At 70.0% G+C, this 24,568-nt stretch carries 23 protein-coding genes and 1 pseudogene; all 24 read left to right on the plus strand.

The features are described from left to right. The first annotated feature begins 71 nt into the window (after positions 1-71). The 24 genes and pseudogenes from rimM to fliF all read left to right on the plus strand — a co-directional run bounded on the left by rimM (position 72) and on the right by fliF (position 24,563). Positions 72-863, plus strand: a complete 792-nt coding sequence (rimM, locus tag SA87_RS04870) for a ribosome maturation factor RimM (protein ID WP_066199971.1) — start codon at positions 72-74, stop codon at positions 861-863. Further along, positions 860-2,182, plus strand: coding sequence for a tRNA (guanosine(37)-N1)-methyltransferase TrmD (gene trmD, locus SA87_RS14355; RefSeq protein WP_066199974.1), 1,323 nt, complete (start codon positions 860-862; stop codon positions 2,180-2,182). The genes rimM and trmD overlap by 4 nt, the downstream gene beginning before the upstream one ends. Continuing rightward, the gene (gene ylqF, locus SA87_RS13670; RefSeq protein ID WP_066199977.1) at positions 2,179-3,138 is read left to right on the plus strand and encodes a ribosome biogenesis GTPase YlqF; all 960 of its coding nucleotides are present in this window, start codon (positions 2,179-2,181) and stop codon (positions 3,136-3,138) included. The genes trmD and ylqF overlap by 4 nt, the downstream gene beginning before the upstream one ends. Positions 3,139-3,405: 267 nt before the next feature. Then, positions 3,406-3,744: pseudogene (rplS, locus tag SA87_RS04885) on the plus strand (50S ribosomal protein L19); the annotation flags it as partial. A gap of 212 nt (positions 3,745-3,956) precedes the next feature. Continuing rightward, positions 3,957-4,592: a signal peptidase I gene (gene lepB, locus SA87_RS04890; protein WP_409359818.1), complete on the plus strand. Its 636-nt coding sequence runs from the start codon at positions 3,957-3,959 to the stop codon at positions 4,590-4,592. 129 nt (positions 4,593-4,721) lie between these two features. Continuing rightward, a complete protein-coding gene (locus tag SA87_RS04895; RefSeq protein ID WP_066199980.1) occupies positions 4,722-5,363 on the plus strand; it encodes a ribonuclease HII in 642 nt (213 codons plus the stop codon). Next, positions 5,360-5,920: a YraN family protein gene (locus SA87_RS12580; protein ID WP_082718247.1), complete on the plus strand. Its 561-nt coding sequence runs from the start codon at positions 5,360-5,362 to the stop codon at positions 5,918-5,920. The genes SA87_RS04895 and SA87_RS12580 overlap by 4 nt, the downstream gene beginning before the upstream one ends. An 88-nt stretch (positions 5,921-6,008) precedes the next feature. Beyond that, on the plus strand, positions 6,009-6,734 hold the full coding sequence (locus SA87_RS04905; RefSeq protein ID WP_066199982.1) for a glycerophosphodiester phosphodiesterase family protein: 726 nt from the start codon (positions 6,009-6,011) through the stop codon (positions 6,732-6,734). A 242-nt stretch (positions 6,735-6,976) separates the two neighbouring features. Beyond that, positions 6,977-7,564, plus strand: coding sequence for a nitroreductase family protein (locus SA87_RS04910; protein ID WP_322787499.1), 588 nt, complete (start codon positions 6,977-6,979; stop codon positions 7,562-7,564). Between the two features lie 154 nt (positions 7,565-7,718). Beyond that, positions 7,719-9,278 carry a YifB family Mg chelatase-like AAA ATPase gene (locus tag SA87_RS04915; protein WP_066199987.1) on the plus strand — a complete coding sequence of 520 codons (1,560 nt, stop codon included), beginning with the start codon at positions 7,719-7,721 and terminating at the stop codon, positions 9,276-9,278. A 380-nt stretch (positions 9,279-9,658) separates the two neighbouring features. Continuing rightward, on the plus strand, positions 9,659-9,862 hold the full coding sequence (locus tag SA87_RS04920; RefSeq protein ID WP_066199990.1) for a hypothetical protein: 204 nt from the start codon (positions 9,659-9,661) through the stop codon (positions 9,860-9,862). A gap of 500 nt (positions 9,863-10,362) precedes the next feature. Next, positions 10,363-10,881 carry a thiol peroxidase gene (gene tpx / locus SA87_RS04925; RefSeq protein WP_409359817.1) on the plus strand — a complete coding sequence of 173 codons (519 nt, stop codon included), beginning with the start codon at positions 10,363-10,365 and terminating at the stop codon, positions 10,879-10,881. A gap of 43 nt (positions 10,882-10,924) precedes the next feature. Then, positions 10,925-12,094: an ADP-forming succinate--CoA ligase subunit beta gene (gene sucC, locus SA87_RS04930; protein WP_066199994.1), complete on the plus strand. Its 1,170-nt coding sequence runs from the start codon at positions 10,925-10,927 to the stop codon at positions 12,092-12,094. Positions 12,095-12,097: 3 nt separating this feature from the next. After that, positions 12,098-12,997 carry a succinate--CoA ligase subunit alpha gene (gene sucD, locus SA87_RS04935; RefSeq protein ID WP_066199996.1) on the plus strand — a complete coding sequence of 300 codons (900 nt, stop codon included), beginning with the start codon at positions 12,098-12,100 and terminating at the stop codon, positions 12,995-12,997. A 306-nt stretch (positions 12,998-13,303) separates the two neighbouring features. After that, on the plus strand, positions 13,304-14,674 hold the full coding sequence (gene dprA, locus SA87_RS13475) for a DNA-processing protein DprA (protein ID WP_066200000.1): 1,371 nt from the start codon (positions 13,304-13,306) through the stop codon (positions 14,672-14,674). Positions 14,675-14,792: 118 nt separating this feature from the next. Beyond that, positions 14,793-17,153, plus strand: coding sequence for a type I DNA topoisomerase (gene topA / locus SA87_RS04945; RefSeq protein ID WP_066200002.1), 2,361 nt, complete (start codon positions 14,793-14,795; stop codon positions 17,151-17,153). 84 nt (positions 17,154-17,237) lie between these two features. After that, on the plus strand, positions 17,238-18,197 hold the full coding sequence (locus SA87_RS04950) for a tyrosine recombinase XerC (protein ID WP_156423471.1): 960 nt from the start codon (positions 17,238-17,240) through the stop codon (positions 18,195-18,197). A 29-nt stretch (positions 18,198-18,226) separates the two neighbouring features. Further along, on the plus strand, positions 18,227-18,790 hold the full coding sequence (gene hslV, locus SA87_RS04955) for an ATP-dependent protease subunit HslV (RefSeq protein WP_066441242.1): 564 nt from the start codon (positions 18,227-18,229) through the stop codon (positions 18,788-18,790). Beyond that, complete coding sequence (hslU, locus tag SA87_RS04960) at positions 18,791-20,191, plus strand: ATP-dependent protease ATPase subunit HslU (protein WP_066200004.1); 1,401 nt, start codon at positions 18,791-18,793, stop codon at positions 20,189-20,191. Between the two features lie 96 nt (positions 20,192-20,287). After that, complete coding sequence (gene codY, locus SA87_RS04965; RefSeq protein WP_066200007.1) at positions 20,288-21,070, plus strand: GTP-sensing pleiotropic transcriptional regulator CodY; 783 nt, start codon at positions 20,288-20,290, stop codon at positions 21,068-21,070. A gap of 570 nt (positions 21,071-21,640) precedes the next feature. Beyond that, positions 21,641-22,015 (plus strand): flagellar basal body rod protein FlgB, encoded by a 375-nt coding sequence (gene flgB, locus SA87_RS04970; RefSeq protein ID WP_066200010.1) that lies wholly within the window; start codon positions 21,641-21,643, stop codon positions 22,013-22,015. Between the two features lie 2 nt (positions 22,016-22,017). Further along, positions 22,018-22,506, plus strand: coding sequence for a flagellar basal body rod protein FlgC (gene flgC / locus SA87_RS04975; RefSeq protein ID WP_066200013.1), 489 nt, complete (start codon positions 22,018-22,020; stop codon positions 22,504-22,506). A gap of 103 nt (positions 22,507-22,609) precedes the next feature. Then, positions 22,610-22,927: a flagellar hook-basal body complex protein FliE gene (gene fliE, locus SA87_RS04980; RefSeq protein ID WP_066200016.1), complete on the plus strand. Its 318-nt coding sequence runs from the start codon at positions 22,610-22,612 to the stop codon at positions 22,925-22,927. A gap of 37 nt (positions 22,928-22,964) precedes the next feature. Next, positions 22,965-24,563, plus strand: coding sequence for a flagellar basal-body MS-ring/collar protein FliF (gene fliF / locus SA87_RS04985; RefSeq protein WP_066200019.1), 1,599 nt, complete (start codon positions 22,965-22,967; stop codon positions 24,561-24,563). Positions 24,564-24,568: the final 5 nt, after the last annotated feature.

A 24,568-nucleotide genomic window follows, 5' to 3' on the forward strand; every position in this document is an offset into this window, starting at 1 on the left:
ATTCCCGGCGGCGCGGGGCCCAAGGAAGATGATCAGGACGGGAAGCGCTGGTAAAAAGGCGGGGTGTGCCCGTGCGCTACTTTAACGTCGGCCGGATCGTCGCCCCCCACGGCCTCAAAGGGGAAGTCCGCGTCCTCGCCGTGACCGATTTTCCCGAAGCCCGGTTCCGCCCCGGGAGCACGCTGTACGCCTTTCGGGAAGAGGGGGACGTTCGGCAGGCGGGGGCCGGCCCGAAGGGAGCGGCCGGGGCGCTTTCCGAACCGGCCCGACGGACGGCTTCGGCGGCGGATCCGGCGCTTCCTCGTGAGGCGGTCCTTCCGGAACCGCTGCAGGTCGAAGGCGCCCGCCGGCACAAAAACGTCTACCTCGTCAAGTTCCGCGGCGTCGACACCGTCGAGGCGGCCGAGGCGCTCCGGGGCGCCGTGCTCAAGGTCGCCGAAGCGGACCGGGAACCCCTCCCGGAGGGGACGTACTACTTCGATCAGATCATCGGCCTTTCGGTCGTCGACGAAGCCGGCGCCGTCCTCGGCGTGGTGAAGGAGATCTTAAAGCCCGGCGCCAACGACGTCTGGGTCGTCGCGCGGCCGGGGCGGCGGGATCTCCTCCTCCCGTACATTCCGGACGTGGTTCGGGCGGTCGACTTGGAGGGCGGTCGGATCGTCGTCCGGCTTCTGCCCGGCCTCGACGACGAGGCGGAAGCCGAGGCGCCGCCCCGGCGGGCCGCCGGCAGGGCCGCCGACCGACCGGGGCACCGGAAAAGCGGCCGGAAGGGCGGGCGGCCTTCCGGCCGCTCCGAATCCCGCCCGCCGGCGGACGACGGAGCCGGTTCCGTTCTGCCGGACGACGGCGGAGGGGCACGATGACCGACGCGTGGATCCCGGGCCCCGCAGCGGGGGCGGCGCCGAAACTTCAGATCGACGTGCTGACGCTCTTTCCGGCGCTTTTTCCGCCGGTGTTCGAGGCGAGCATACTCGGTCGGGCCCGGCGGGCCGGCCTCTGGGATTATCGCCTCGTGGACTTTCGCGCTTACGCTTGCGACCGGCACCGGACGGTCGATGACGTCCCGTACGGCGGCGGCGACGGGATGGTGCTCAAGGTGCCGCCGATCGCCCGGGCCGTCGAGGGGCTTCTGGGCGGACCGGAGGCGTTTGAGGCATGGCTTTCCCGGCCGAAGGAAACGCGGCGACCGAAGCTGATCCTCCTGACGCCCCAGGGGGAGCGGCTCACCCACGGCCTGGCGGAACGCTTGAGCCGTGAAGCGCACCTTATCTTGCTGGCCGGCCACTACGAAGGGTTCGACGAGCGGATCCGGGAGCACCTGGCGACGGACGAGGTGTCGATCGGCGATTTTGTCCTCACCGGCGGGGAGCTTCCGGCGATGGTGCTCGTCGACGCCGTCGTCCGGCTTCTTCCGGGCGTTCTCGGCGGCGAACGGTCGTCGGTCGAGGAGTCGTTTGCCATGGGGCGGCTCGAGTATCCTCACTACACCCGGCCGCCGTCGTATCGCGGCTGGGAGGTGCCGGCCGTGCTTCGCTCCGGGCATCACGCCCGGATCGCCGCCTGGCGGAAGGAGCAGGCGCTCCTTCGGACGCTCCTTCGCCGGCCGGATCTGCTCTGGCTGCACCCGCCGGACGCGGAGGAGGCGGCGCTTCTTCGGCGTTGGGCGGACCTTGACCGCGAAGAAGCCGCCCTCGCCGGAGCGGAGGAGACCGGCGGGGGGGCGGCGGAGGCCGGCGGCCGGGAGGCGGCCGCCGGCGCCGGGACGGAAGAGGGAGCCGGGGCGTTGTTCGGCGCCGACGCGCCGCTCGATGCGCTTTTCCGGGCGGCCGCCGTCGTCCGGGCGGCCGGCGGGAAGACGTCGCTTCCGAAGGTCGCCGCCGCGGTCGTCAGGGCCCTCGAGGCCGCCGGGCGGCTGCCGCCGCCGAAGTCGAAGCTCCGGCGCAGGCGCCGCGAAACTCCCTTTTACGCTGCCCGGAACGCCGGCGGCGAGGCGGCCGGGGCGTCCCGGCGCCCGGAGGATACCGGAGAGGCCGGGCGAAGCGGGCCGGCCGGTGGCGGTGAAGCCAAAAGGGGATCGGACGACGCGCGCGAGGAAGCCGGTCCGGCCCGCGACGGGGAGGCCAAAGGGGGACCGGCCGATGACGGTCGGGGCGACGGCGGCCGGACGGAGGCGAACGGATGAGCATTCAGTGGTTCCCCGGGCATATGGCCAAGGCGGAACGGGAACTTCGAGCGCGGCTCGAGCTCGTCGATGCGGTCTTCGAGCTCCGGGACGCCCGGGCGCCCCGGGCGACGGCGAATCCGCGCCTTCCGGAACTGCTCGGCGGGCGACGGCGGATCATCGTCCTCACCAAGGCGGATCAGGCGGATCCGGCCGTGACCCAGGCGTGGCTCGAAGCGCTTCGGCGAGCGGCCGATGCGGCGGTGGCGGTCGATCTGGTGCGGGGCGCCGGTCTCGGCCCGCTGTACGCCGCCCTTGAGCGTCTTGGCCGGGACGTCGCCGCCCGGCGGAGGGCGCGGGGGCTTCTCCCGCGTCCGCCCCGGGCGATGGTCGTCGGCGTGCCGAACGTCGGCAAATCGACGTTCATCAATCGCCTGGCCGGCCGGCGGGCGGCCAAAGTGGGCGACCGGCCGGGGGTGACCCGGGGCCTCGCGTGGATTCGGGCCCGGGGCGGGGTGGAGCTCCTGGATACGCCGGGGCTTCTCTGGCCGAAGCTGGACGATCCGGAGGGCGCGCTGCTTCTCGCCGCCCTCGGCGCCGTCGCCGAGCATCGCTTTCAGGCGGAGGCGGTGGCGGCCTTTCTCTACCGTCGCCTTGCCGACTTGAAGCCGGCTGCGCTTTTGGCCCGCTACGGGGCGGTGCTTTCGGCGGGCGGGCCGTCCGCGCCGGCCTCGGCCGGGGAGGATGAGCCCGGCGTGGCTTTGGAGGGCGACCCTTTGAGCGGCGGCACGGCTTTGGGCGGCGGCGCGTTCGGCGCGGCCGGCCTGCCGGAGCCGGCGGTGTTTTTGGCGCGGCTTGCGGCGGCGCGGGGGCTCCTTCGCCCCGGCGGCGCGGCCGATGCGGCGGCGGCCGCAGAGCTGTTTTTACGGGAAGTCCGGAGCGGAGCGCTGGGGCCGGTGAGTTTCGAGGCGCCGTGAGCGGTGCCCGAGGTCCGAGCCCGGCGTCGACGGACGGGGGGCGGCGAACGGTGCATCCTCCGCCGAACCGCCGCTTCGGCTCGTCCGATCCGGGACGGCGGGGGCCAGGGGGACCTCCCGCACCGCGGCGCGCCGGTTCGGCCGCCCGGCGCCGGCGAAGGCCCGGCGGGGGCGCGCCGGGTTTTTCCGCCCGGGCGATCTTCCGCCTGCCTTGCGACGGGAGCGAGCCCCGTGATATAATGGCAAATGTCGTGCGAGGTGAACGCCATGCATCCGATCATCCGCGAGATCACCGCGGATCAGCTGCGGAACGATCTGCCGGATTTTCGCCCCGGCGATACGGTTCGCGTCCACGTCAAGGTCGTCGAAGGCGGCCGGGAGCGCGTTCAGGTGTTTGAAGGGGTCGTCCTGAAGCGGCAGGGCGGCGGCATTTCCGAGACGTTTACCGTGCGCAAGGTGTCGTACGGCGTCGGGGTCGAGCGGACGTTTCCGCTGCACTCGCCCCGGATCGACAAGATCGAGGTCGTCCGCACCGGGAAGGTGCGCCGGGCGAAACTCCATTACCTGCGGGAGCGGCACGGGAAGGCGGCGAAGATCAAAGAACGGAAGCCGAAGGCGGAAGCGATGGCCGGGGCCCCGGCCGCGGCGGTCGCCGAAGAGGCGTCCGGGTCCCAACCCGAATGAAGGGGCGGCGCGCACGGCGCGCCGTTCTTTTCTTTCGGGCGGGCGGGACTTCATGGGCGGTCCGGCAGGCCGGGACTTTGCGCCGGCTTCCCGGGATCGGGTATACTGGGGTCGATCGACAGGGGGGGCCGGATGTGGCGGACGAGCACAAGGCGGCGGAGGTCGACGCAGGCGGCGCCGCTCCGCCGGAGGCGACGAAGCGCCGGCGGTCCCTCACCCGAGAGCTGTGGGACTGGACGAAGGCGATCGCCATCGCCGTCGTGCTGTCGGTGCTCGTCAGAACGTACGTCTTTGCGCCGACGATCGTCGACGGAGAGTCGATGATGACGACGCTCGAGACGCACGAGCGGGTCATCGTCAACAAGCTCATCTATCGCTTCGAAGCGCCGAAGCGGGGCGACATCATCGTCTTTCACGCGACGCCGGACAAAGATTTTATCAAGCGCATCGTCGGCCTTCCGGGGGACCGACTCGAGGTGAGGCGCGACGTCCTCTACGTGAACGGCCGGCCGGTGGACGAACCTTACCTGGCGGAAAACAAGGCCCTCTGGAAAAAGGAGCTCGAAGAAGCGCACCTGCCGCCGGATTTGCCGTTTACGGAAGATTTTACCGTGGACCGGGTGCCGCCGGGCACGGTGTTCGTCCTCGGCGACAACCGGCGAAATTCGACCGACAGCCGGGTGCTCGGCCCCGTGCCGCTTTCTCGCATCGTCGGGCGGGCGGAGTTTGTCTTCTGGCCCCTCGACCGGTTCCGCTGGCTTCACCCGTAGGGCGGCGTCGGAGCCCGCCCACGACCGGGATCCCGATGCGGGATGACCGGCAATAGGACCGAAAAAAGGGTCCAGGAACGGAAGCCCCAGATGTAACGGAAGCCCCAGATGTAGAGGAAGGGATGAGCGTTGCCGGCGGGAGAGGCGTTCGAACGGCGCTTCTGGGCGGCGGGGATCCGGCGCCTGGCCGGCGTCGACGAAGTCGGCCGGGGGACGCTGGCGGGGCCGGTCGTCGCCGCCGCGGTCATCCTGTCGCCGGAGCGTCCGATTCCGGGGCTGGACGATTCGAAGCGCCTGTCCCCCAAGCGGCGGGAGGCGCTCTACGGCCGCATCCTCGAGGCGGCGTTGGCCGTCGCCGTCGGCCGGGCGACGGCGGCGGAGATCGACCGGCTGGGGATCGTCCCGGCGACGCGGCTCGCGATGCGGCGGGCGCTTTGGGGGCTCGCTCCGGCGCCGGAGGCGGTCCTCGTCGATGCGCTGCCCGTAGAGGCGGGCGTGCCGGAGACGGTTCTTTTGCACGGGGATCGTCGGAGCATCTCCATCGCCGCGGCGTCGATCGTGGCCAAGGTCGTCCGGGACCGGTGGATGGAAGCCTGGGGGCGGGTCTATCCGGCGTTCGGTTTTGAACGGCACCGGGGGTACGGGACGAAGGAACATCGGGAACGGCTGGAGCGCTTCGGCCCGACGCCCCTGCACCGCCGGACATTCCTGTCTTTTTTGGCCTCGGCGCCGGCGGGCGAAACCGGAAGCCGCGGGCGGGAGCGGGCATGAAGGGGGGCGGAGGCGGCGGTGCCCGGCGGCCGGCGGATGCCCGCCGGGCGGGAAGCGTTCCGCCGAAAAATTCCGCTCCGCGCGGCGATCTTGAACCGCGCGGGGCGTCTGGATCGCACGGAATCTCCGGACCTCCCGACGTCGAACCGCGCGGCGCGGCCGGATCGACCGGCGCCGGCGGCGCCGGGCCCTCCGACGTCAGAACGCTTGATCGCCGGGCGCTCGGCGCCCTGGGGGAGGCCCTGGCCCTCGAGCATCTCGTCGCCCGGGGGTTTCGCCCGATCGATCGGAATGTTCGCACCCGGTACGGCGAAATCGACCTCATCGGCGAGATGGACGGATGCCTCGTCTTCGTCGAGGTGCGCACCCGCCGCGGCACCGCTTTCGGCACCGGCCGGGAGTCGGTGACGGGGCGCAAACAGGCCCGCCTCCGGCGCCTCGCGGCGGCTTACCTGGCCCGAAGCGGCCGGGGCGAGGTGCCGGTCCGCTTCGATGTCGTCGAGGTGACTTTTGCCGGCGGGGCGGCGGCGATCGTCCATCTGGCCGGAGCGTTTTAGGCGTTCGCCTCCGGCGCCGGACGGAGAGACGACAAGGCGCCGGGCGGAAGGAACGGACGGACCGGCGGGTTAACGAGGAGGGACCGGGGTGGAGATCTGGGCGCACCGGGGCGCTTCGGCGGTGGCGCCGGAAAATACGCTGGCGGCGTTTCAGGCGGCGCTTCTCGCCGGCGCCGACGGCATCGAACTGGACGTGCAGCTCACCCGGGACGGCGTCGTCGTGGTGATCCACGATGAGACGCTGGAGCGGACGACGGACGGTTCCGGCTTCGTCCGGGAAAAGACGTGGGCGGAGCTCGCCCGGCTCGACGCCGGGCGCTGGTTTCACCCGGATTTTCGGGGCGAGCGGGTGCCGCGGCTGGAGGACGTGCTCACGTGGGCGCGGGGGACGAACCTTAAGCTCAACATCGAGCTCAAAAACGCCCCCTTTCCGATGCCGGGCCTCGAGGAGACCGTGGTGGCCCTTCTCCATCGGCATGATCTGGTCGAGCGAACCGTCCTCTCGTCGTTCAACCACGAAAGCGTCCGCCGCCTCCGGCGCGATCACCCGGAGGTGCGGGCGGCGATCCTCTCCGTCGCCCGGCTGTTCGACCCGTGCCGGTACCTCGCCGCGATCGGCGGTGCGGACCTTCATCCGTACTACCTCACCGTCTCGCCGGAGCTTGCCGCCCACGCCGCGGCGTGCGGAGCCCGGGTGCGGGCGTTTACCGTCGACCGGCCGGAGGACATCCGGCTTCTTCAAGCCTACGGCGTGCACGGCGTCATCACCAACCGTCCGGCGGAAGCCCGGCAGGCCCTTCTGGCCGTTTCGTAAGCGGGCCGGAAGCCGCTCGGACCGCGGGCCCTCTTTTTGCGTCCCTTTTTTCCGGCGGCGCGCTATAATGAGGTAAGCCCGGCGCGGGGCGATCCGAGACCTTTCTCAACATCGCGTGTTCGCCGACCGCGCGTCCCCGAGCGACGACGCGGCGTTCAAGGACGCGGCATCCCTGCGCCGGACCTCGGATCACCGACCGGGGCCTTGCATCACCGACCAGGAAAGGAAGAGCGCTGTTGGACGTGCTGGAGGCGATCCGGACGCGGCGGAGCATCGGCCGGGTGAAGCCGGATCCGGTGGAGCGGGAGAAGATCGAGCGGATCCTCGAGGCGGCGACGTGGGCACCGACGCACCACCGGACGGAGCCGTGGCGCTTTTTCGTCCTCACCGGCGAGGGGCGCCGGCCCCTTTCCCGGCTGTTCGTCGAGCTTGCCAAGGCGGAGATGGTCGATCCCGAAACGCCGGAAAACCGGGAGAAACTCGAACGGGAGGCGAAGAAGCCGTTCCGGGCACCGGTCGTCATCGCCGTCGCCGTCGTGCCGACGGAGCGGCCGGACGTCGTTCTGGCGGAGGAGCGGGCCGCGGTGGCGGCGGCGATCCAGAACATGCTGCTTGCCGCCCACGCCCTGGGGCTTGGGGCGATGTGGCGGACCGGGAAAAAGACGTACCACCCGAAGGTGCGGGATTTCTTCGGCCTCGGGGAAAAAGGCGAGATCGTCGGCTTTGTCTACCTCGGCTACCCCGACGGCCCGCCGCCGGAGCGAACCCGGACGCCGTTTTGGGAGAAGACGAAGTGGATCGATGAGGACCGGCCGTACGCCGACGGCTGAGGCGGGGGTGAGGCCGGGCGGCCGGCCTGGGATCGGCCGGACAGGGGTGCCGCCGGCCTGGCGAATAAGGTCGGAACGCGGCCGGCGACGGATCGGTGATCCGGCTCGCGCGAACGGGGCCGCCGGCGCCGTCGTTTGGAAGCGGGGGTGGGGGATGGTCGTTCGCGTTTTTGGCGCCACCGTCGAGGGCGTCGTCGGGTTGCCCGTCGCCGTCGAGGTGGACCTCTCCGGCGGGCTTCCGGTTTTCGATATCGTCGGCCTCCCGGACGGCGCCGTCCGCGAGGCCCGGGAGCGGGTCCGGGCGGCGATCAGAAACAGCGGTTTTCAGTTTCCCCTCCGGCGCATCACCGTGAGCCTGGCGCCGGCGGACCGGCGAAAGGAAGGCTCCGGGCTGGATCTTCCGATCGCCGTCGCCATCCTCGCCGCGGATGGCCAGATCAGGCCCCGCCGGCCGCTCGAACGGCTGCTTCTCGTCGGCGAACTCTCCCTGGACGGCGGCTTAAAAGCCGTTCGGGGGACGCTGGCGATGGGGCTCATGGCGAAGGAGGCGGGCTTTCGGGCGATCGTCCTTCCGGCCGAAAGCCGGCCGGAAGCCGCGTGGGTCCGGCATCCGGCGTTCCTCGGAGCGTCGCTCCGGGACGTCGTCGCTTATCTCGAGGGGAAGGCGGAGGCGGCCGTCGTCCCGTCGGAGCCGGAGCCTTCGCACACGTACGGCGATTTGGACGACGTCTTTGGCCAGCCGGCGGCGAAGCGGGCGCTTCTCATCGCGGCGGCGGGCTTTCATTCGGCGCTTCTTATCGGCCCGCCGGGCGCGGGAAAGACGATGCTCGCCGAGCGGCTGCCGCGGCTTCTTCCGCCGCTCGATGAGGCGGAGATGCGCGAGGTGATGACGATCTACGACGTCGCCGGGATGCGGCGGCCGCCGGAGGAACGCCGGAGGCGGCCGTTTCGGGCGCCCCATCACACGATCACGACCGCCGGCCTCATCGGCGGCGGCAATCCGCCGCGGCCGGGCGAGGTGACGCTCGCGCACCGGGGCGTCTTGTTCTTGGACGAGCTTCCGGAGTTTTCCCGCCGGGCGCTGGAGGTGCTCCGGCAGCCGCTCGAAAGCGGCCGCGTCTGGATCGGCCGCACCCGCGGGAGCGTCGTCTATCCGGCCCGATTTCTGCTCATCGCGGCGATGAACCCCTGTCCGTGCGGCTACTACGGCTTTGAGGACGAGCGGCACCGGTGCCGCTGCCGGGCGCCGGAGATCGCCCGCTACCGGCAAAAGATCTCCGGGCCGATCGCCGACCGGTTCGATCTCGTCGTCGACGTTCCGCGGCCGGACGGCTTTTCCCTCTGGTCGGCGGTCCCCGGCGGGGAGCCGGCGCCCGGCGGCGGACCGCCCGGGACGCCGTCCGGGGCCTCCGACCTCGCCCGGCGGCTCGCCGCCGCCTTTGAACGGCAGCATCACCGCTTCCGCGGCACGCCGTTTCGCTTCAACGGCGAGATGGACGTCGCCTTCCTCCGGAAGGCGGCGGCCATCACGCCGGCTGCCCGGCGGCTTTTTACCGAAGCCGTCCGGCAGGCGGCCCTGACCGGCCGCGGGGCGGTCCGGGCGCTTCGGGTGGCCCGGACGATCGCCGACCTGGACGACGCCGCCGAGGTGGCGGAGGCGCACGTGGCGGAGGCGCTCGCCTTTCGGGTGGATGGTTGGGACGAAAGGTTATAAGCCAAAACGTTTGAAAACGCCGGCGCTGCCTTTTTGAAATCACCGGCGGATTTTTTGTCGGCACCGCGAAACTTGCCTTTTAACATCTTTGTGACAAGCGGAGGAAAATTTGCAATGGGGTATTGATTTTTTGGGGGGTGTGGTATAATAAAGGCGAGCCCCGGCGCGGGCGGTGGAAGCGGTGGGAGGGCAGGCCGATTCGGTCGGAGGGTGGACGCGACGTTTTCTGTAAGCCGGTCGGTTGACGGCACCGCCGGCCCGCCCTAACCCCGAGGGAGCGCCGTGAAAGCGGCTTTTGCCTTACAGCGGCCCGCAGGCCGATCGTTCGGTCCGGCGGGCCGACGGAGGGTTGAAGACCGGTTAGACGGAGGTGAGAGGGGATGATCTTCCCCAACAAGAAAGAAGAGCAGCTCGCCTGGCAGAAGCAGGTGATCGGGGAGGAGTTCAAGGAGTGGCTCGACGCCCGGGAGAAGCGGCCGAGCGCCGAGGCGGAGTGGGACGAAGACGACTTTGAAGCGCTCGCCCGGAAGCAGAGCCTCGAGGCGATCAAGCGCCGCCGTTTCCTCCGGGGCCGCATCCAGTGACGGTCTCGCGGCTCGGGGAACGAGGAATGCCCGCATCCGGCCGGATGGAAGCGCGGAGCGGCGGGCGGACGGGGCAGACGGCGGGCGAAAAGTACAGCGGAAAGTGCAGAAAGGAACGTGAAAGTCATTTCGGCCGAGCGAATCGGCCGTTTTTTCTTTTTATGGGCGATTGTCGGCGGTCTCCTTCTGCGCGGGGAGCGAGGTTCGTCGCGATCCGCGCCCTTTCCTCGGACGTCGTCGCCCCCGTCCGTCCGGTGGACCGCCGTCCGACGAGCCGGCGATTGCTCCGGGCGGGGCGGGGCGGTATAATACTTGTGAAACAGATTACAAGCCGGCATTTTCGTGACCGCTTCCGTTTTGGCTCCGGCCAGGAACCCCGGCCGGATCCGCCGGCCGCCTCGTATCGCGGCCGGCGGGAGACGAGGGCCGCGGCGCAAGAGGCGAACGCCCCGGCCGGAGGGCCGGCGGAAGCGGAGGAACCGGCGGAAAGGATGGCGAAGGTGGAGCGCTTGGGTGCGGTGACGTTTAAAGGACAGCCGATCACCCTCGTCGGTCCGGAGCTTCAGGTCGGCGATCGGGCGCCGAATTTCCGGCTCCGGAAGAGCGCGTTTTCCGACGAGCGGACGACGCTCGGCGATTTTGCCGGCAAGGTGAAGCTCATCAGCGTCGTGCCGAGCCTCGATACGCCGGTCTGCGACGCTCAGACGCGGCGGTTCAACGAAGAGGCGAGCCGCCTCGGGGAGGACGTGGCGATCATCACCGTAAGCTGCGATCTTCCGACGGCCCAGGCCCGCTGGTGCGGCGCCGCCGGCATCGATCGGGTGACGGTCCTTTCGGATTACTACGATCATAACTTCGGCCTGTCGTACGGCGTCTACATCAAGGAGTTCGGCCTCGATCACCGGGCGATTTTCGTGCTGGACAAAGACGATGTGATCCGCTACATTGAACTCGTGCCCGACGTGACGGAACATCCGAACTACGACGCCGCGCTGGAAGCCGTCCGCGCCCTCCTCTGAAGGGCGTCCCTTTTTTGTCGGCGCGGATGAAGGGGGATGCGGAATGAACGTCCACGAATATCAGGCGAAGGCGCTCCTCCGGGAATCCGGCGTTCCGGTGCCCCGCGGAGAGGTGGCGACGAGCGCCGAGGAGGCGGTGGAGATCGCCCGCCGTCTCGGGGGCGACCTCTGGGTGGTGAAAGCCCAGATCCACGCCGGCGGCCGCGGCAAGGCCGGCGGGGTCAAGCTCGCCCGGAGCCTCGACGAGGTCCGCGCCCACGCCGAGGCGCTCCTCGGCCGGACGCTGGTCACGCACCAGACGGGGCCGGAGGGGAAGGTCGTCCGCAAGGTGCTCGTCGAAGAAGGGACGGCGATCGAGCGGGAGTTTTACATAGGTGCCGTCGTCGACCGGGCGACGGGCCGGGTCGTCGTGATGGCCTCTTCGGAAGGCGGCGTCGAGATCGAAGCGGTCGCCGCCCGGGCGCCGGAGAAGATCGTCAAGGAGACGGTCGATCCGGCGGTCGGCCTGATGCCGTATCAGGCGCGGAAGCTCGCCTACGCCATCGGCCTGCCCCGGGAGGCGGTCGGGAAGGCCGTGCCGTTTTTCCTGAACCTCTACCGGGTCTTCGTCGAGAAGGACGCCTCGTTGGCGGAGATCAACCCGCTCGTCCTCACGCGCGGCGGGGAGCTCGTCGCCCTCGATGCGAAGTTCAACTTCGACGACAACGCCCTCTTCCGCCGTCCGGAGGTCGCCGCCCTTCGGGATCTGGACGAGGAAGACCCGAAAGAGGTCGAGGCGTCGAAGTACGGCCTGAGCTACATCGCCCTGGACGGCAACATCGGCTGCATGGTGAACGGCGCCGGCCTGGCGATGGCGACGATGGACATCATCCAGTTCTACGGCGGCCGGCCGGCGAACTTCCTCGACGTCGGCGGCGGCGCGTCGAAGGAGAAGGTGACGGCGGCCTTTAAGATCATCCTCGCCGACCCGAACGTCAAAGGGATTTTCGTCAACATCTTCGGCGGGATCATGAAGTGCGACATCATCGCCGAAGGGATCGTCGCCGCCGCCCGGGAAGTCGGTCTCGACCGGCCGCTCGTCGTCCGGCTGGAAGGGACGAACGTCGAGCTCGGAAAGGCGATTCTCGATCGCTCGGGGCTCCCGATCATCTCGGCCGACACGATGGCGGACGGCGCGCAGAAGATCGTCGAGATCGTCGGGAAGGGGGCCTGAGGGGTGAGCATCCTCGTCGATCACACCACGCGGGTCATCGTCCAGGGCATCACGGGCGACGCCGGCCGCTTCCACGCCGGGCAGATGATCGAGTACGGCACGAAGGTCGTCGGCGGCGTCACGCCGGGCAAAGGCGGCACGGAAGTGCACGGCGTGCCGGTGTTCGACACGGTGGCGGAGGCGGTCCGGGCGACGGGGGCCGACGCGTCGGTCATCTTCGTCCCGCCGGCGTACGCCGCCGACGCCATCCTCGAGGCGGCCGACGCCGGCATCCGGCTCATCGTCGCCATCACCGAAGGCATTCCGGTGCTCGACATGGTCAAGGTCAAACGCGCCCTCGAAGGCCGCCCGACGCGCCTCATCGGGCCGAACTGCCCCGGCGTCATCACCCCCGGCGCGGCGAAGCTCGGCATCATGCCCGGCTACATCCACAAGCCGGGGAAGGTCGGCATCGTCTCCCGCTCCGGGACGCTCACCTACGAGGCGGTGCACCAGCTGACCACCCGGGGGATCGGCCAGTCGACGGCCGTCGGCATCGGGGGCGATCCGGTCAAGGGGACGGAGTTTATCGATGTGTTGAAGCTGTTCGAGGAAGATCCGGACACGGAGGCGGTCATTCTCATCGGAGAAATCGGCGGGACGGCGGAAGAGGAGGCCGCCCGGTGGATCGAGGCGAACATGACGAAGCCGGTCGTCGCGTTCATCGCCGGGCAGACGGCGCCGCCGGGCCGCCGGATGGGCCACGCCGGGGCGATCATCGCCGGCGGTCAGGGGACGGCCAAAGAAAAGGTCGCGGCGCTCGAGGCGGCGGGCGTCCGGGTGGCGCCGACGCCGGCGGCGATCGGCGAGACGCTCGTCGAGACGCTGAAGGTCCGGGGCCTCCTCGACAAGGTCACCGGCTGAACCGGGCCCCGGCTTGGGAAGGGGGAATCCGAAAAACACCGCTTTCCGATCCTCGCGGCGGGCGGCGCCCCGGACGGAGGCGCCGCCGCCGGCGGGTCGGAGGCGGCTTTTTCGTTTTCGGCAGAAAAAAAGGAATCGGCCGATCGGACGGCGAAGGATACGGCAGGGGTCGGAAAGCCCCCGATCCGCTCGGCCTCCGACCCGCAAGCGGGCCGCCGGTGACTTCAGGATCGGTCCGACGGAACGACGGGTTGGGAGGACGAACGACGGATCGGGGACGTTTCTCAAGCCGAGGGAGGGAGCGACGTGGTCGAGCGGCATGGGGTTTCGCTCCGGGTCGGAGCCGCGCTCTGGCTGGCCGGGCGCCTGCCGGGGCTCGGGCGCCGGCGACTCCGGGCGCTCGTCGAAGGGCTTCGGGGTCGGTGGGACGCTTTTCTGGACGGGAACATCGACCCGGCGCCGTGGGTCGGCCGGGAACTGGCGGAGCGGCTTCGGGCCGAGCTTAGGCCGGAGGCGATCGCCGCCGCCGCCCGGAAGCTGAAGACGGCCGGGATCGTCGTCCTCACGCCGGAAGCGGATGCCTTTCCGCCGGTGCTTCGGGAGATTCCCGATCCGCCGGCGGTCCTCTACGCCCGGGGCCATCTTTCGCTCCTTCGCCGCCCGGCGATCGCCGTCGTCGGTACGCGGACGCCGAGCCCGTACGGCATCCGGGCCGCCCGGGCGCTCGCCGAAGGGCTTTCGGCCGCCGGCTGGTGTGTCGTAAGCGGCCTTGCCGCCGGGATCGACGCCGCCGCCCACGCCGCGGCCCTGGAAGGCCCCGGGGGGACGATCGCCGTCCTCGGCGGCGGGCTGTTTTACCCGTATCCGCCGTCGAACGCGGCCCTCTTTCGCGCCATTGCCGAGCGGGGGCTCGTCCTCTCCGAGTATCCCCCGGACGCGCGGCCCCACCGGGCGTCCTTTCCCGAGCGAAACCGCCTGCTGAGCGGCCTCGCCCGGGGCGTCGTCGTCGTGGAAGGGCACGGGCGAAGCGGCGCCCTCATCACCGCCGCCTGGGCCCTCGAGCAGGGCCGGGACGTGTTCGCCGTGCCGGGGCCGATCTTTTCGCCGAAAAGCGACGGACCGAACCGCCTCATCCAGGAAGGGGCGAAGCTCGTCCTGGGCGTCGACGACATCCTGGCGGAATACCGGCCCGTCGTCGCCGATCCGGTGCTCTGGCTCGGGGAGGCGAAGGAGGATCGCGAGGGGCCGCCGGCCGGGGACCCGCGGCTTCCGGCTCCGGCGATGGAAGATCCGGCGGCAGGCCCCGGCGCGTCGGGGAGGGATGGCGCACCGCCTGCGGCGGATCCGCAGCTCGCTTCTCAGGGGCGCCCGGCGACGTCGGCGGAGGATCCGGTTTTGCGGAAGGACGATCGTTCGCCGCCGACGGAGGCGCCGTCGGCGGAGCGCCATGCGCCGCCGGAGGAAGGGCGCGAGGCGCCGGCCCTTGAGCAGCGCCTCCTTACGGCGCTGGCGGCGGCGCCGGCCCTTCCGATGGATGCCCTCGTGTCCGCCGCCGGGGCGCCGGCGGCGGATGTCCTCGCGGCGCTCACCCGCCTCGAGCTCCGGGGCTGGGTCCGGCGCCTGCCCGGCGGCCGCTACACCCTTCCGATTGACAAACGGCGCATGCCGCGACCATAATAAGGCTAAACTTTACAGCCGATGCCGCCGCACCGCCGGCCGGAGCGCCGCCGGTAGAGGGCCGGTCCTGCCCCGGGCCGGCCGGCGTCCCGGATGAGGGGCAGAAGGGAGATCCGCCGTGTCCGAGTCCATCGTCATCGTCGAGTCGCCGGCCAAAGCGAAGACGATCGCCAAATACCTCGGTCGAAAATACCGCGTCCTCGCCTCGATGGGCCACGTCCGGGATCTGCCGAAAAGCGAGCTCGGCGTCGACATCGAGGCCGGATTCGTTCCCAAATACATCACCATCCGCGGCAAGGGAGAGGTGCTCAAGGCGCTCAAGGACGCGGCAAAAAAGGCATCCCGCGTCTACCTCGCTTCCGACCCCGACCGGGAGGGGGAGGCGATCGCCTGGCACCTGGCGCAGTACTTAAAGCTCGATCTCGACGCACCGATCCGGGTCGTCTTCCACGAGATCACCGAGCGGGCGGTCAAAGAATCGTTCCAACATCCCCGGAAGATCGATCGGGCCCTCGTCGACGCTCAGCAGGCGCGGCGCATCCTCGACCGGCTCGTCGGCTACCAGATCAGCCCGCTCCTCTGGAAAAAGGTCAAAAAGGGCCTCTCCGCCGGCCGCGTCCAGTCGGTGGCGGTCAAGCTCATCATTGACCGAGAAAACGAAATCGAGGCGTTTGTCCCGGAAGAATACTGGACCGTCGACGTTCACCTCGAAGCCGCCGCCGGAGAACTGGTGGCGCAGTTTTACGGTTACGGCGAGGAAAAGACGCCGCTTCGGTCGTCGGCGGACGTCGCGGCGCTCCTTCGGCACCTCGAAGGCCGGCCGTTTGTCGTCCTCGACGTCGCCCGCCGGGAACGGCGGCGGAAGCCGCCGGCGCCGTTTACGACGAGCACCCTTCAGCAGGAGGCGTCCCGAAAGCTCGGCTTTCGCGCCACCCGGACGATGCGGGTCGCCCAGGAGCTCTACGAAGGCGTCCCCCTCGGCCCGGAAGGCCACGTCGGCCTCATCACCTACATGCGGACCGACTCCGTTCGGGTGTCGGAACTCGCCCAGGCGGAGGCCCGGGCGTACCTCGCCGAGGTCTTCGGCGACGCTTACGTGCCGGCGGCGCCGCCGGTGCGGAAGGCCCGCGCCGGGGCCCAGGATGCCCACGAGGCGATCCGGCCGACGTCCGTCCGCCGGACGCCGGAGGCGGTCAAGCCGTACCTTTCGCGGGATCAGTACCGTCTCTACCGCCTCATCTGGGAGCGGTTTGTCGCCAGCCAGATGCCGCCGGCCGTCTACGATACGACGACGGTGACGATCGGCGCCGGCGATGCCCGCTTCCGGGCCGCCGGATCGGTGATCCAATTCGACGGTTTCCTCCGAGTCTACGAGGAGGCGACGGAAGACCGTCCGGCGGAAGCCCGGGAAGCAAAAGGCGGCGGCAAGTCCGAAGACGTCGGGGAGGAAGACGTCGGCGAGCTCCGGCGGATCGTCCCCGTCGAGCGGGGTGAGACGCTCCGCCACCTCCGGACGGAGCCGCGGCAGCATTTCACCCAGCCGCCGCCCCGCTACAGCGAAGCCCAGCTCGTCAAGACGATGGAAGAGCTCGGCATCGGCCGGCCGTCGACGTACGCGCCGACGATCGAGACGATCCAGAAGCGGGGCTACGTCGTCCTCCGGGACCGGCGCTTTCATCCGACGGAGCTCGGCCGGCTCGTGACGGAGCTTCTCGAGCGGTTTTTCCCGGAGATCATCGACGTCTCCTTTACGGCCAAGATGGAGGCCGATCTCGACCGAATCGAGGCGGGGGCCCTCGATTCCCGGACGCTCCTCGAGACGTTTTACGCCCAGTTCCAGCGCCGGCTCGAGGCGGCGGAGGCGGAGATGGCGCCGGTCACCCTGGAGCCGGAGTACGCCGGCGTCGACTGCGATGTCTGCGGCCGGCCGATGGTCGTCAAGACCGGCCGCTACGGCAAGTTTCTTGCCTGCTCCGGTTATCCGGAATGCACGAACACCAAGCCGTACGTCGTCTCGAGCGGTGCCCGCTGCCCGAAGTGCGGACAGGGGGAGCTCGTCGAGCGACGGTCGAAGCGGGGCCGGGTGTTTTACGGCTGCAGCCGCTTCCCGGAGTGCGATTTTACGACGTGGGACCGGCCGCACCCGGCGCCGTGCCCGGAATGCGGCGGCCTCCTCGTGCTGAAGGGCCGGCGGGACCGGGAGACGGCCGTGTGCACCGCCTGTGGCGTCCGGCTCGACGGAGAAGCGCTCCCGCCGGTGGAGCCGACGCCCTTCTTCGTTCCCGGTCCCCAGGTTTCCGAAGGGCCGGCGGTCCCTGCCCCTGCGCCGAAAGCCGTCGGGGCGGGCGCCCCGGCGCCGGAGGCTTCCGGGGGGCGCGGGCCCGCGCCGGACGACACCGCGCCGGAGGCCGTCGCTTCGGACGGTTCCGGGCCGGACGTCCGCAAAAAGAAGACGCGTGACCGGGAGTACGTCCGCTGAATTGCGGACCCGGGCGCACCGTAATTCTGAATTATACCCGAACCCGGCACAATTTCCTTGCATTTGCCGGAGGGGCGTGTTAAGATGGAAGCGCCGGAGGGGAAGGCGATGGAAGCGGCGCTTCTTTCTTTTTTGCGGTATCTTTCCGCCGAGCGAGGCGCCTCCCGGCGGACGATCGAGGCGTACGCCGCCGACGTCCGAAGCTTGATGGCGTTCCTCGCCGCGGAGGGCGTCCGGCGGCCGGAAGACGTCACGCCGGCCCTCGCCCGGCAGTACGTCGCGGCGCTCCTCAAAGCGGGGCTGAGCCGGCGGACCGTCGCCCGGCGGGTGTCGGGGGCGCGGGCCTTTTTCCGCCACCTCGTCCGGGAAGGGCGTCTTCCGGCCGACCCGTTTGCCGCCGTCCGGCTCCTCCGCCGGGGCCGGCGGCTTCCGAAGGCGCTCATGCCCGAAGAGGTGCCGAAGCTCCTCGCGGCGCCGGGGGAGTCGCCGATCGGCCTTCGGGATCGGGCCATGCTGGAACTCTTGTACGCGAGCGGCCTTCGGGTGAGCGAGCTCGTCGGCCTGGTCCTCGGCGACCTCGACCTCGGCCGGCGGCTGGTGACGGTCAAAGGCAAGGGTGGAAAAGGCCGCATCGTCCCCTTCGGCCGTCCGGCGGCGGCCGCCCTCGCCCGGTACCTCGAGCAGGGCCGTCCCGCTCTCCTCAGACGGGCGCCGGCGCCGGTGGAACACGTCTTCGTCGGCGTGCGGGGGACGCCCCTTTCGGATCGGGCCGTTCGGCGGCGCCTGGAGCGTCTCCGCCGGGAGGCCGGCATCGCCGCCCGGGCGACGCCGCACGTGCTCCGGCACACGTTTGCCACGCACCTTCTGGACGGCGGCGCCGACATCCGCGTCGTGCAGGAGCTGTTGGGGCATGTGAATCTTTCCACGACCCAGATCTACACGCATCTTGCGCCCAAGCGCCTGCGGGAGGCGTACCGGGCGTCCCATCCGCGGGCGACCCGCCCGCCGGAGCCCGAGCGGGAACCCGACCCCGGGGGACGCTGACCCCGGCGGTGCAAGGAGGCCATGCGCGCGTGGAAGGCTATGAGCTTCACGGGACGACGATCGTCGCCGTCCGGCATCGGGGCCGGTCGGCGATGGCCGGCGACGGCCAGGTGACGTTCGGCAATGCGACGATCATGAAGCAGACGGCCAAGAAGGTTCGCCGCCTCTATCGCGGCGACGTCGTTGCCGGCTTCGCCGGAAGCGTCGCCGACGCCTTCAGCCTGTTTGAGAAATTTGAGGCCAAGCTCGAAACGTATCACGGGAACCTCCCCCGGGCGAGCGTCGAGCTGGCCAAGGAATGGCGGACGGACCGCCTGCTCCGGCGGCTCGAGGCGATGCTCCTCGTCATGGACCGGGACCACCTCCTGATCCTCTCCGGAAACGGCGAGGTGATCGAGCCGGACGACGGCATCGCCGCCATCGGTTCCGGCGGACCGTACGCCCTCGCCGCCGGCCGGGCCCTCCTCCGGCATGCGCCGGCCCTTTCCGCCCGGGAGATCGCCGAGGCGGCCCTCAAGATCGCCGCCGAAATCTGCGTCTACACGAACGACCGCCTCGTCGTCGAAGAGCTGCCGGCGGAAGGAGGCGCCTGAGTGAACGGGAAGACCCTCACCCCGCGGGAGATCGTCGCCGAACTCGACAAATACATCGTCGGCCAGGAAGCGGCGAAGCGGGCGGTGGCGGTGGCGCTCCGGAACCGTTACCGGCGGAGCCGGCTTCCGGAGCCGCTTCGGGACGAGGTGATGCCGAAAAACATCCTGATGATCGGGCCGACCGGCGTCGGCAAAACCGAAATCGCCCGCCGCCTCGCCCGCCTCGTCGGCGCGCCGTTCGTCAAGGTGGAGGCGACGAAGTTCACCGAGGTCGGCTACGTCGGCCGGGACGTCGACGCCATGGTGCGGGACCTCGTCGAGGCGGCGATCCACCTCGTCAAGCAGGAAAAGATGGCCCTCGTCGAGGCGGAAGCCCGCCGCCGGGCGGAAGAGCGCCTCGTCGACCTCCTTCTCCCGTCGGGCCGGCGGACCGACCGGAGGCCGGAAAACCCGCTGGAGATGTTTTTCGGCCCGTTCGGCGGCGCCGGCGGCCAAAGCGGTGAGCCCCGTCCCGCCGGCGACGACGCCGCCCGGGAACACGTCCGGGCGCAGCTTCGCGCCGGCCAGCTCGAGGACACCCTCGTCGAGATCGAGGTGGAGGACAGCGCGCCGACGCCCTTTGAGCTCCTCGCCGGCGCCGGCGCCTCGGAGTTCGGCCTCAACGTGAAGGACCTCTTCGGCAGTTTCCTTCCCCGCCGGACGAAGCGCCGGCGCCTGCCGGTCCGGGAGGCGCGGCCGATTCTCATCCAGGAAGAAGCCCAGAAGCTCATCGATATGGACGAGGTGCGGGAGGAGGCGATCCGGCGGGCCGAGCAGGAAGGGATCATCTTCATCGACGAGATCGACAAGATCGCCGGCCGGGAGACCGCCGCCGGCCCCGACGTTTCCCGGGAAGGCGTCCAGCGGGACATCCTCCCCCTCGTCGAGGGTTCGACGGTGATGACGAAGTACGGCCCGGTGAAGACCGACCACATCCTCTTCATCGCCGCCGGCGCCTTTCACGTCGCCAAGCCGTCGGACCTCATCCCGGAACTCCAGGGGCGCTTTCCGGTCCGGGTCGAGCTTTCGGCCCTCACCGAGGACGACTTCGTCCGCATTCTCACCGAACCGGAAAACGCGCTCATCAAGCAGTACACCGCCCTCATCGAAACGGAAGGGGTGCGGGTGCAGTTCACACCAGAAGCAATTCGCGAAATTGCGCGATTGGCCGCCGCCGTCAATGCCCATACTGAAAACATCGGCGCCCGGCGGCTGCACACGATCCTGGAGAAGCTCCTCGAACGGCTGTCGTTCGAGGCGCCGGAGCGCTCCGGCGAGACGGTCGTCATCACGCCGGAGGTCGTCCGGGCGGAAGTCGGGCCGATTGCCGAGGACCGGGATCTCAGCCGATACATCCTGTGAGCCGCCCGGCCTGCCGCCGGCCCGGCCGACGCCGGCGGCCGGGATCTCACGCCGGATGCGCCAATCCTCGATCAACCGGAAAAGGAGGAACGTCCGATGAGCACCGATCTTTTGCACAAGACGCGGAAGATCAACCGGCTGCTGCAAAAATCGGCCGGCCAGAGCGTCAACTTCACCGAGATGGCGGAAGTGCTCCGGGACGCCATCGGCGCCAACGTCTACGTCCTCAGCCGGAAGGGGAAGGTCCTCGGGTACGCCATCCACACCGAAATCGACAACGAACGGATGCAGCAGATGCTCGCCGAGCGGCGCTTCCCCGAGTGGTACAACAACGAACTGCTGAAGGTCCAGGAGACGATGACGAACATCCCGATCGAATCCGACCTCACCGCCTTCCCGGTCGAGATGCGGGAGCAGCTCAAAGACGGCCTGACGACGATCGTGCCGATCATCGGCGGCGGCGACCGGCTGGGGACGCTGCTCCTCGCCCGGCTGAAGGAGCCCTTCAGCGAGTACGACCTCGTCCTCGCCGAATACGGAGCGACGGTCGTCGGCATGGAGATTCTCCGGGAGCGGGCCGAGCTCATCGAGCAGGAAGCCCGGAACAAGGCCGTCGTCCAGATGGCGATCAGCTCGCTCTCGTACAGCGAGCTCGAGGCGGTCGAGCACATCTTCAAGGAGCTCGACGGGACGGAAGGCCTCCTCGTGGCGAGCAAGATCGCCGACCGGGTCGGCATCACCCGGAGCGTCATCGTGAACGCCCTCCGGAAGCTCGAGTCGGCGGGCGTCATCGAATCCCGCTCCCTCGGCATGAAGGGCACCTACATCAAGATTCTGAACGACAAGCTCCTGCCGGAGCTCGAGCGCGTCCGGGCCTGAGCCGGGTCGCCCCCGGCCCCTTCGCCCGACCGGCCGATCGGCCGGTCGGGCGTTTTTTGCTCTGCCGGCCCCGGCCGACGACCGCCTTCGACCCGTTTCCGACGTTTCTCCTAATTTTTTTCCTGTGTCGATCGGGGAAAGTGAAAAAAAGGAAGATAGGACTTCCGGAGCATTGTTTTTCCGGTTCCCCGTCGGCTAGGATGAAAAAGGGATCAAAAACCCGGCAGTTCTAAAAAACCGGCCGGGGGCGCATTCGCCGAAAGGAATTCGTCGCCGGGTGTCGAATACGATGGTTGAAATCGTCGAACGGACGGGATCGAGATCGAACCGGGGAGGGCCCGATCCGGCCCTCCGCCGGGATTCGTCCCGTCCCTTCGACCGGCGCCATCCGCCGGGCGGCCTACGCCGGACGGCCGGCGTCCGAAGGGGTTCGGCCCAGCGCATCCGCTCTTGACCGAGCCGCTTGGCCCCGGCCGATCGGAGCGCCTCCGCCGCGTTTCGCTCGGCGTCTCCTCCGTTTGACCGGCGCGATCTCAGGTCCCTTCGGCACGGGAAGAAAGGACGGTGCCCATGCTCGACCGGATGTTCGGCCTCCTCGGCCTGTCGCTCGACGGCGTCTACCTCCGCCAGCAGGCCCTGGCGAACAACATCGCCAACGCCGACACCCCCGGCTACCGGCGCTTCGACGTCGTCCTTCAGGAGGCGGCCTCCGCCTTCCGCGGCCGGACGGACGCCCCCCGGCACCTTCCGATCGGCGGTTCCGCGGCGCCGGCATACCGCCTCGTCGAAGACCGGGGGACCCGCGGGAGCATAAACGGCAACAACGTCGACCTCGACTACGAGCTCGTCTCCCTGGCGGACAACGCCCTCCGGGGCGAGACGCTCGTGGAGATCGCCGGCGCGACGCTCCGGCGGCTCACCGTCGTCCTGCGGGAGGGTCGCTGACGATGGTCTGGGCCTCACCGCTTTCGATCAGCGCCTCGGGGCTCACCGCCGGCCGGCTCCGGCTCGACGTGATCGCGGAAAACATCGCCAACGCCGACACGACCCGGGCGACGTTCGAAGGCGGCCGCTGGCTGCCGTACGTCCGGCGGACGGTCGCCCTCGAACCGATTCCCCTCCGCCCGGCGAATTTTGCCGCCGAGCTTCAGGCGGCGCTCGCGTCCCCGGCCCGCCCGTCGCCCGTCGGCACCGGGATGCTCGCGGGCGGCGTCCGAGTCCGGGCGATCGAGCGGGATCCGTCGCCGCCCAAGCGCGTCTACGACCCCGGCCATCCGGACGCCGACGCCGAGGGCTTTGTCGCCTACCCCAACGTCGAGCTCACCCGGGAGATGGTCGACCTCCTCGCCGCCGCCCGGGCCTACGAAGCGAACGCGACGGCGTTTACCGTCGGCAAGGCGCTCTGGCAGAAGACGCTCGAACTCGGGCGCCGCTGATCGGCCGCTTCGCTCCGGCGGTTCGTCGGGCCGGCGAAGCGTTGGATCGATCCGACCTTCGAGGATCGGGCTTCCACCATCGCTTCTCGAAAGGAGGGAGACGATGGCCGGACCGTTTTCCGGGATCGCCCCTCTCACCGCCTTCGCGCCGGTCGGAGCGGCCGGCGCCGCGCCGGTCGGGAACCGGCCGGAGGCTGCCGGCGCCGATTTTCGGACGGCGCTTCGGGACGCCTTGAGGGCGTGGGAGGCGGCGGAGCGCCAGGCGGAGGCGAGCGCCGGGGCGTTTGCCCTCGGCCTTCCGGTGCCGCCGCACCGGGTGATGCTCGATCTCGCCCGGGCGGAGCTCATCGTCGAGACGGCGGTCGCCGTCCGGAACAAGGCGATCGAAGCGTATCAGGAGCTCATGCGCATGCCGCTTTAAAGCCGGCGGCCGCGCGCGATGCGTTGAGGTGTAGAGGGTGCTGGAGAGGCTGAAGGCGTATACAAGCGCGGCGATCGAGCGGATCAAGGGGCTTTCGCCGCGGGCCCGGCTCTTCGGCGGGCTCGCCTTGGCCGCCGTGGTCGCCGCCGGGCTGGTGGCGGTTCTGTATGCCCGGCACGTCGATTACGAGCGGGTCTACACCAACCTCACGGAACGGGAGATCGGCGAGATCGCCGCCCGGCTGGATGCCGAAGGCATCCCCTACCGGATCGCTCCCGACGGCCGGAGCCTCGACGTGGACCGGCGGCGGGCCGCCGAAGTGCGGGTGAAGCTCGCCGCCGAGGGGCTGCCCCGGACCGGCACGATTACATACGACGCGCTGGCGAAAAACACCGGCATGGGGCTGACGGACCGGCAGTTTTCCACGCTGGAGCGGAAGGCGCTGGAAAACGAGCTGGCCCGGATGATCGAGACGGGCATCCGGGGCGTCGAGCGGGCGCAGGTCATGCTCACGCTGCCGGAGCCGTCGATCTGGGTCGCCCAGGCCCCCGGCGAAGCGAGCGCCGCGGTCATCCTCCACCTCGCCCCCGGCGTCCGGCTCGAACCGCCGGCGGTGGCCGCCCTGTACACGCTGGTGGAAAAAAGCGTGCCGAACTTAAAGCGCGACAACATCGCCATCACCGACCAGTACGGCACGCTCCTCGAACCGCCGCCGGCGGGGGAGGCGGCGGACGCCCCGGATTACGCCCGCATGCAGGAGGTCAAGCGGGCGATCGAGCGGGACGTCGAAGGGGGCCTCGCCCGCCTCCTGACGCCGATCTTCGGCCCCGGCAAGTTTGTCGTTCAGGCGTTTGCCACCGTCGACTTTACGGCCCGCCAGAGCGAAGAGCACCTCGTCACGGCGCCGGATGAGGCCAACCGCCAGGGGCTCGTCCTCAGCATGGAGAAGCTCTCCGAGACGTGGCAGGGGGAGGGGCAGCCGCCGGGCGGGATCGCCGGCGTCGGCACGACGGACGTCCCCGGGTATCAGGCGACCGGGACGGGGCGCGGGCAGTACGAGCGGACGGAAGACCGGGTCAACTACGAGCTCAACCGCATCACCCGCACCGTCAAGGAACAGCCGTACGCCCTCAAGGATCTGGCGGTGAACATCGCCCTCGACGCCGGCGCCCTCGGCCTGGATCCGAACGACCCGAGGGTCGCCGACCTCACCGGCCGGGTCCGGGACATCGCCGCCAACGTCGTCCGCTCGGCCCTGGCCGACGCGGGAGCGAACGCCGGCGATCCCGCCGGGCGCGTGCAGGTCGTCGTCGAAAAATTTTCCACCGGCGCCGAGGCGGGAGGGCCGCCGGCCGCGCCGTGGTGGCAAGACTGGCGGGGGCTCGTCGCCGCCGGCGTTCTCCTCGCGCTGATCGCCCTTTTGGTCTTCCTCCTCATCCGGCGGCGGAAGGCGCCGGCGGAAGCCGATGCGCCGGGCTTTTCCGCCGTCCTTCCGCCGGAAGCGGAAGCGGTGCCGCCGCTTCAGCTCGAGGAGACCGACGAGGCGCGAATTCAAAAGCAGCTCGAACGCCTCGCCCGGGAAAAGCCGAAGGACTTCGTCGCCGTGCTTCGGACCTGGCTCAAAGAAGACGGCTGAGGCGC

The organism is Hydrogenibacillus schlegelii (assembly GCF_001653195.1).
Classification (GTDB): Bacteria; Bacillota; Bacilli; order Thermicanales; family DSM-22653; genus Hydrogenibacillus; species Hydrogenibacillus schlegelii.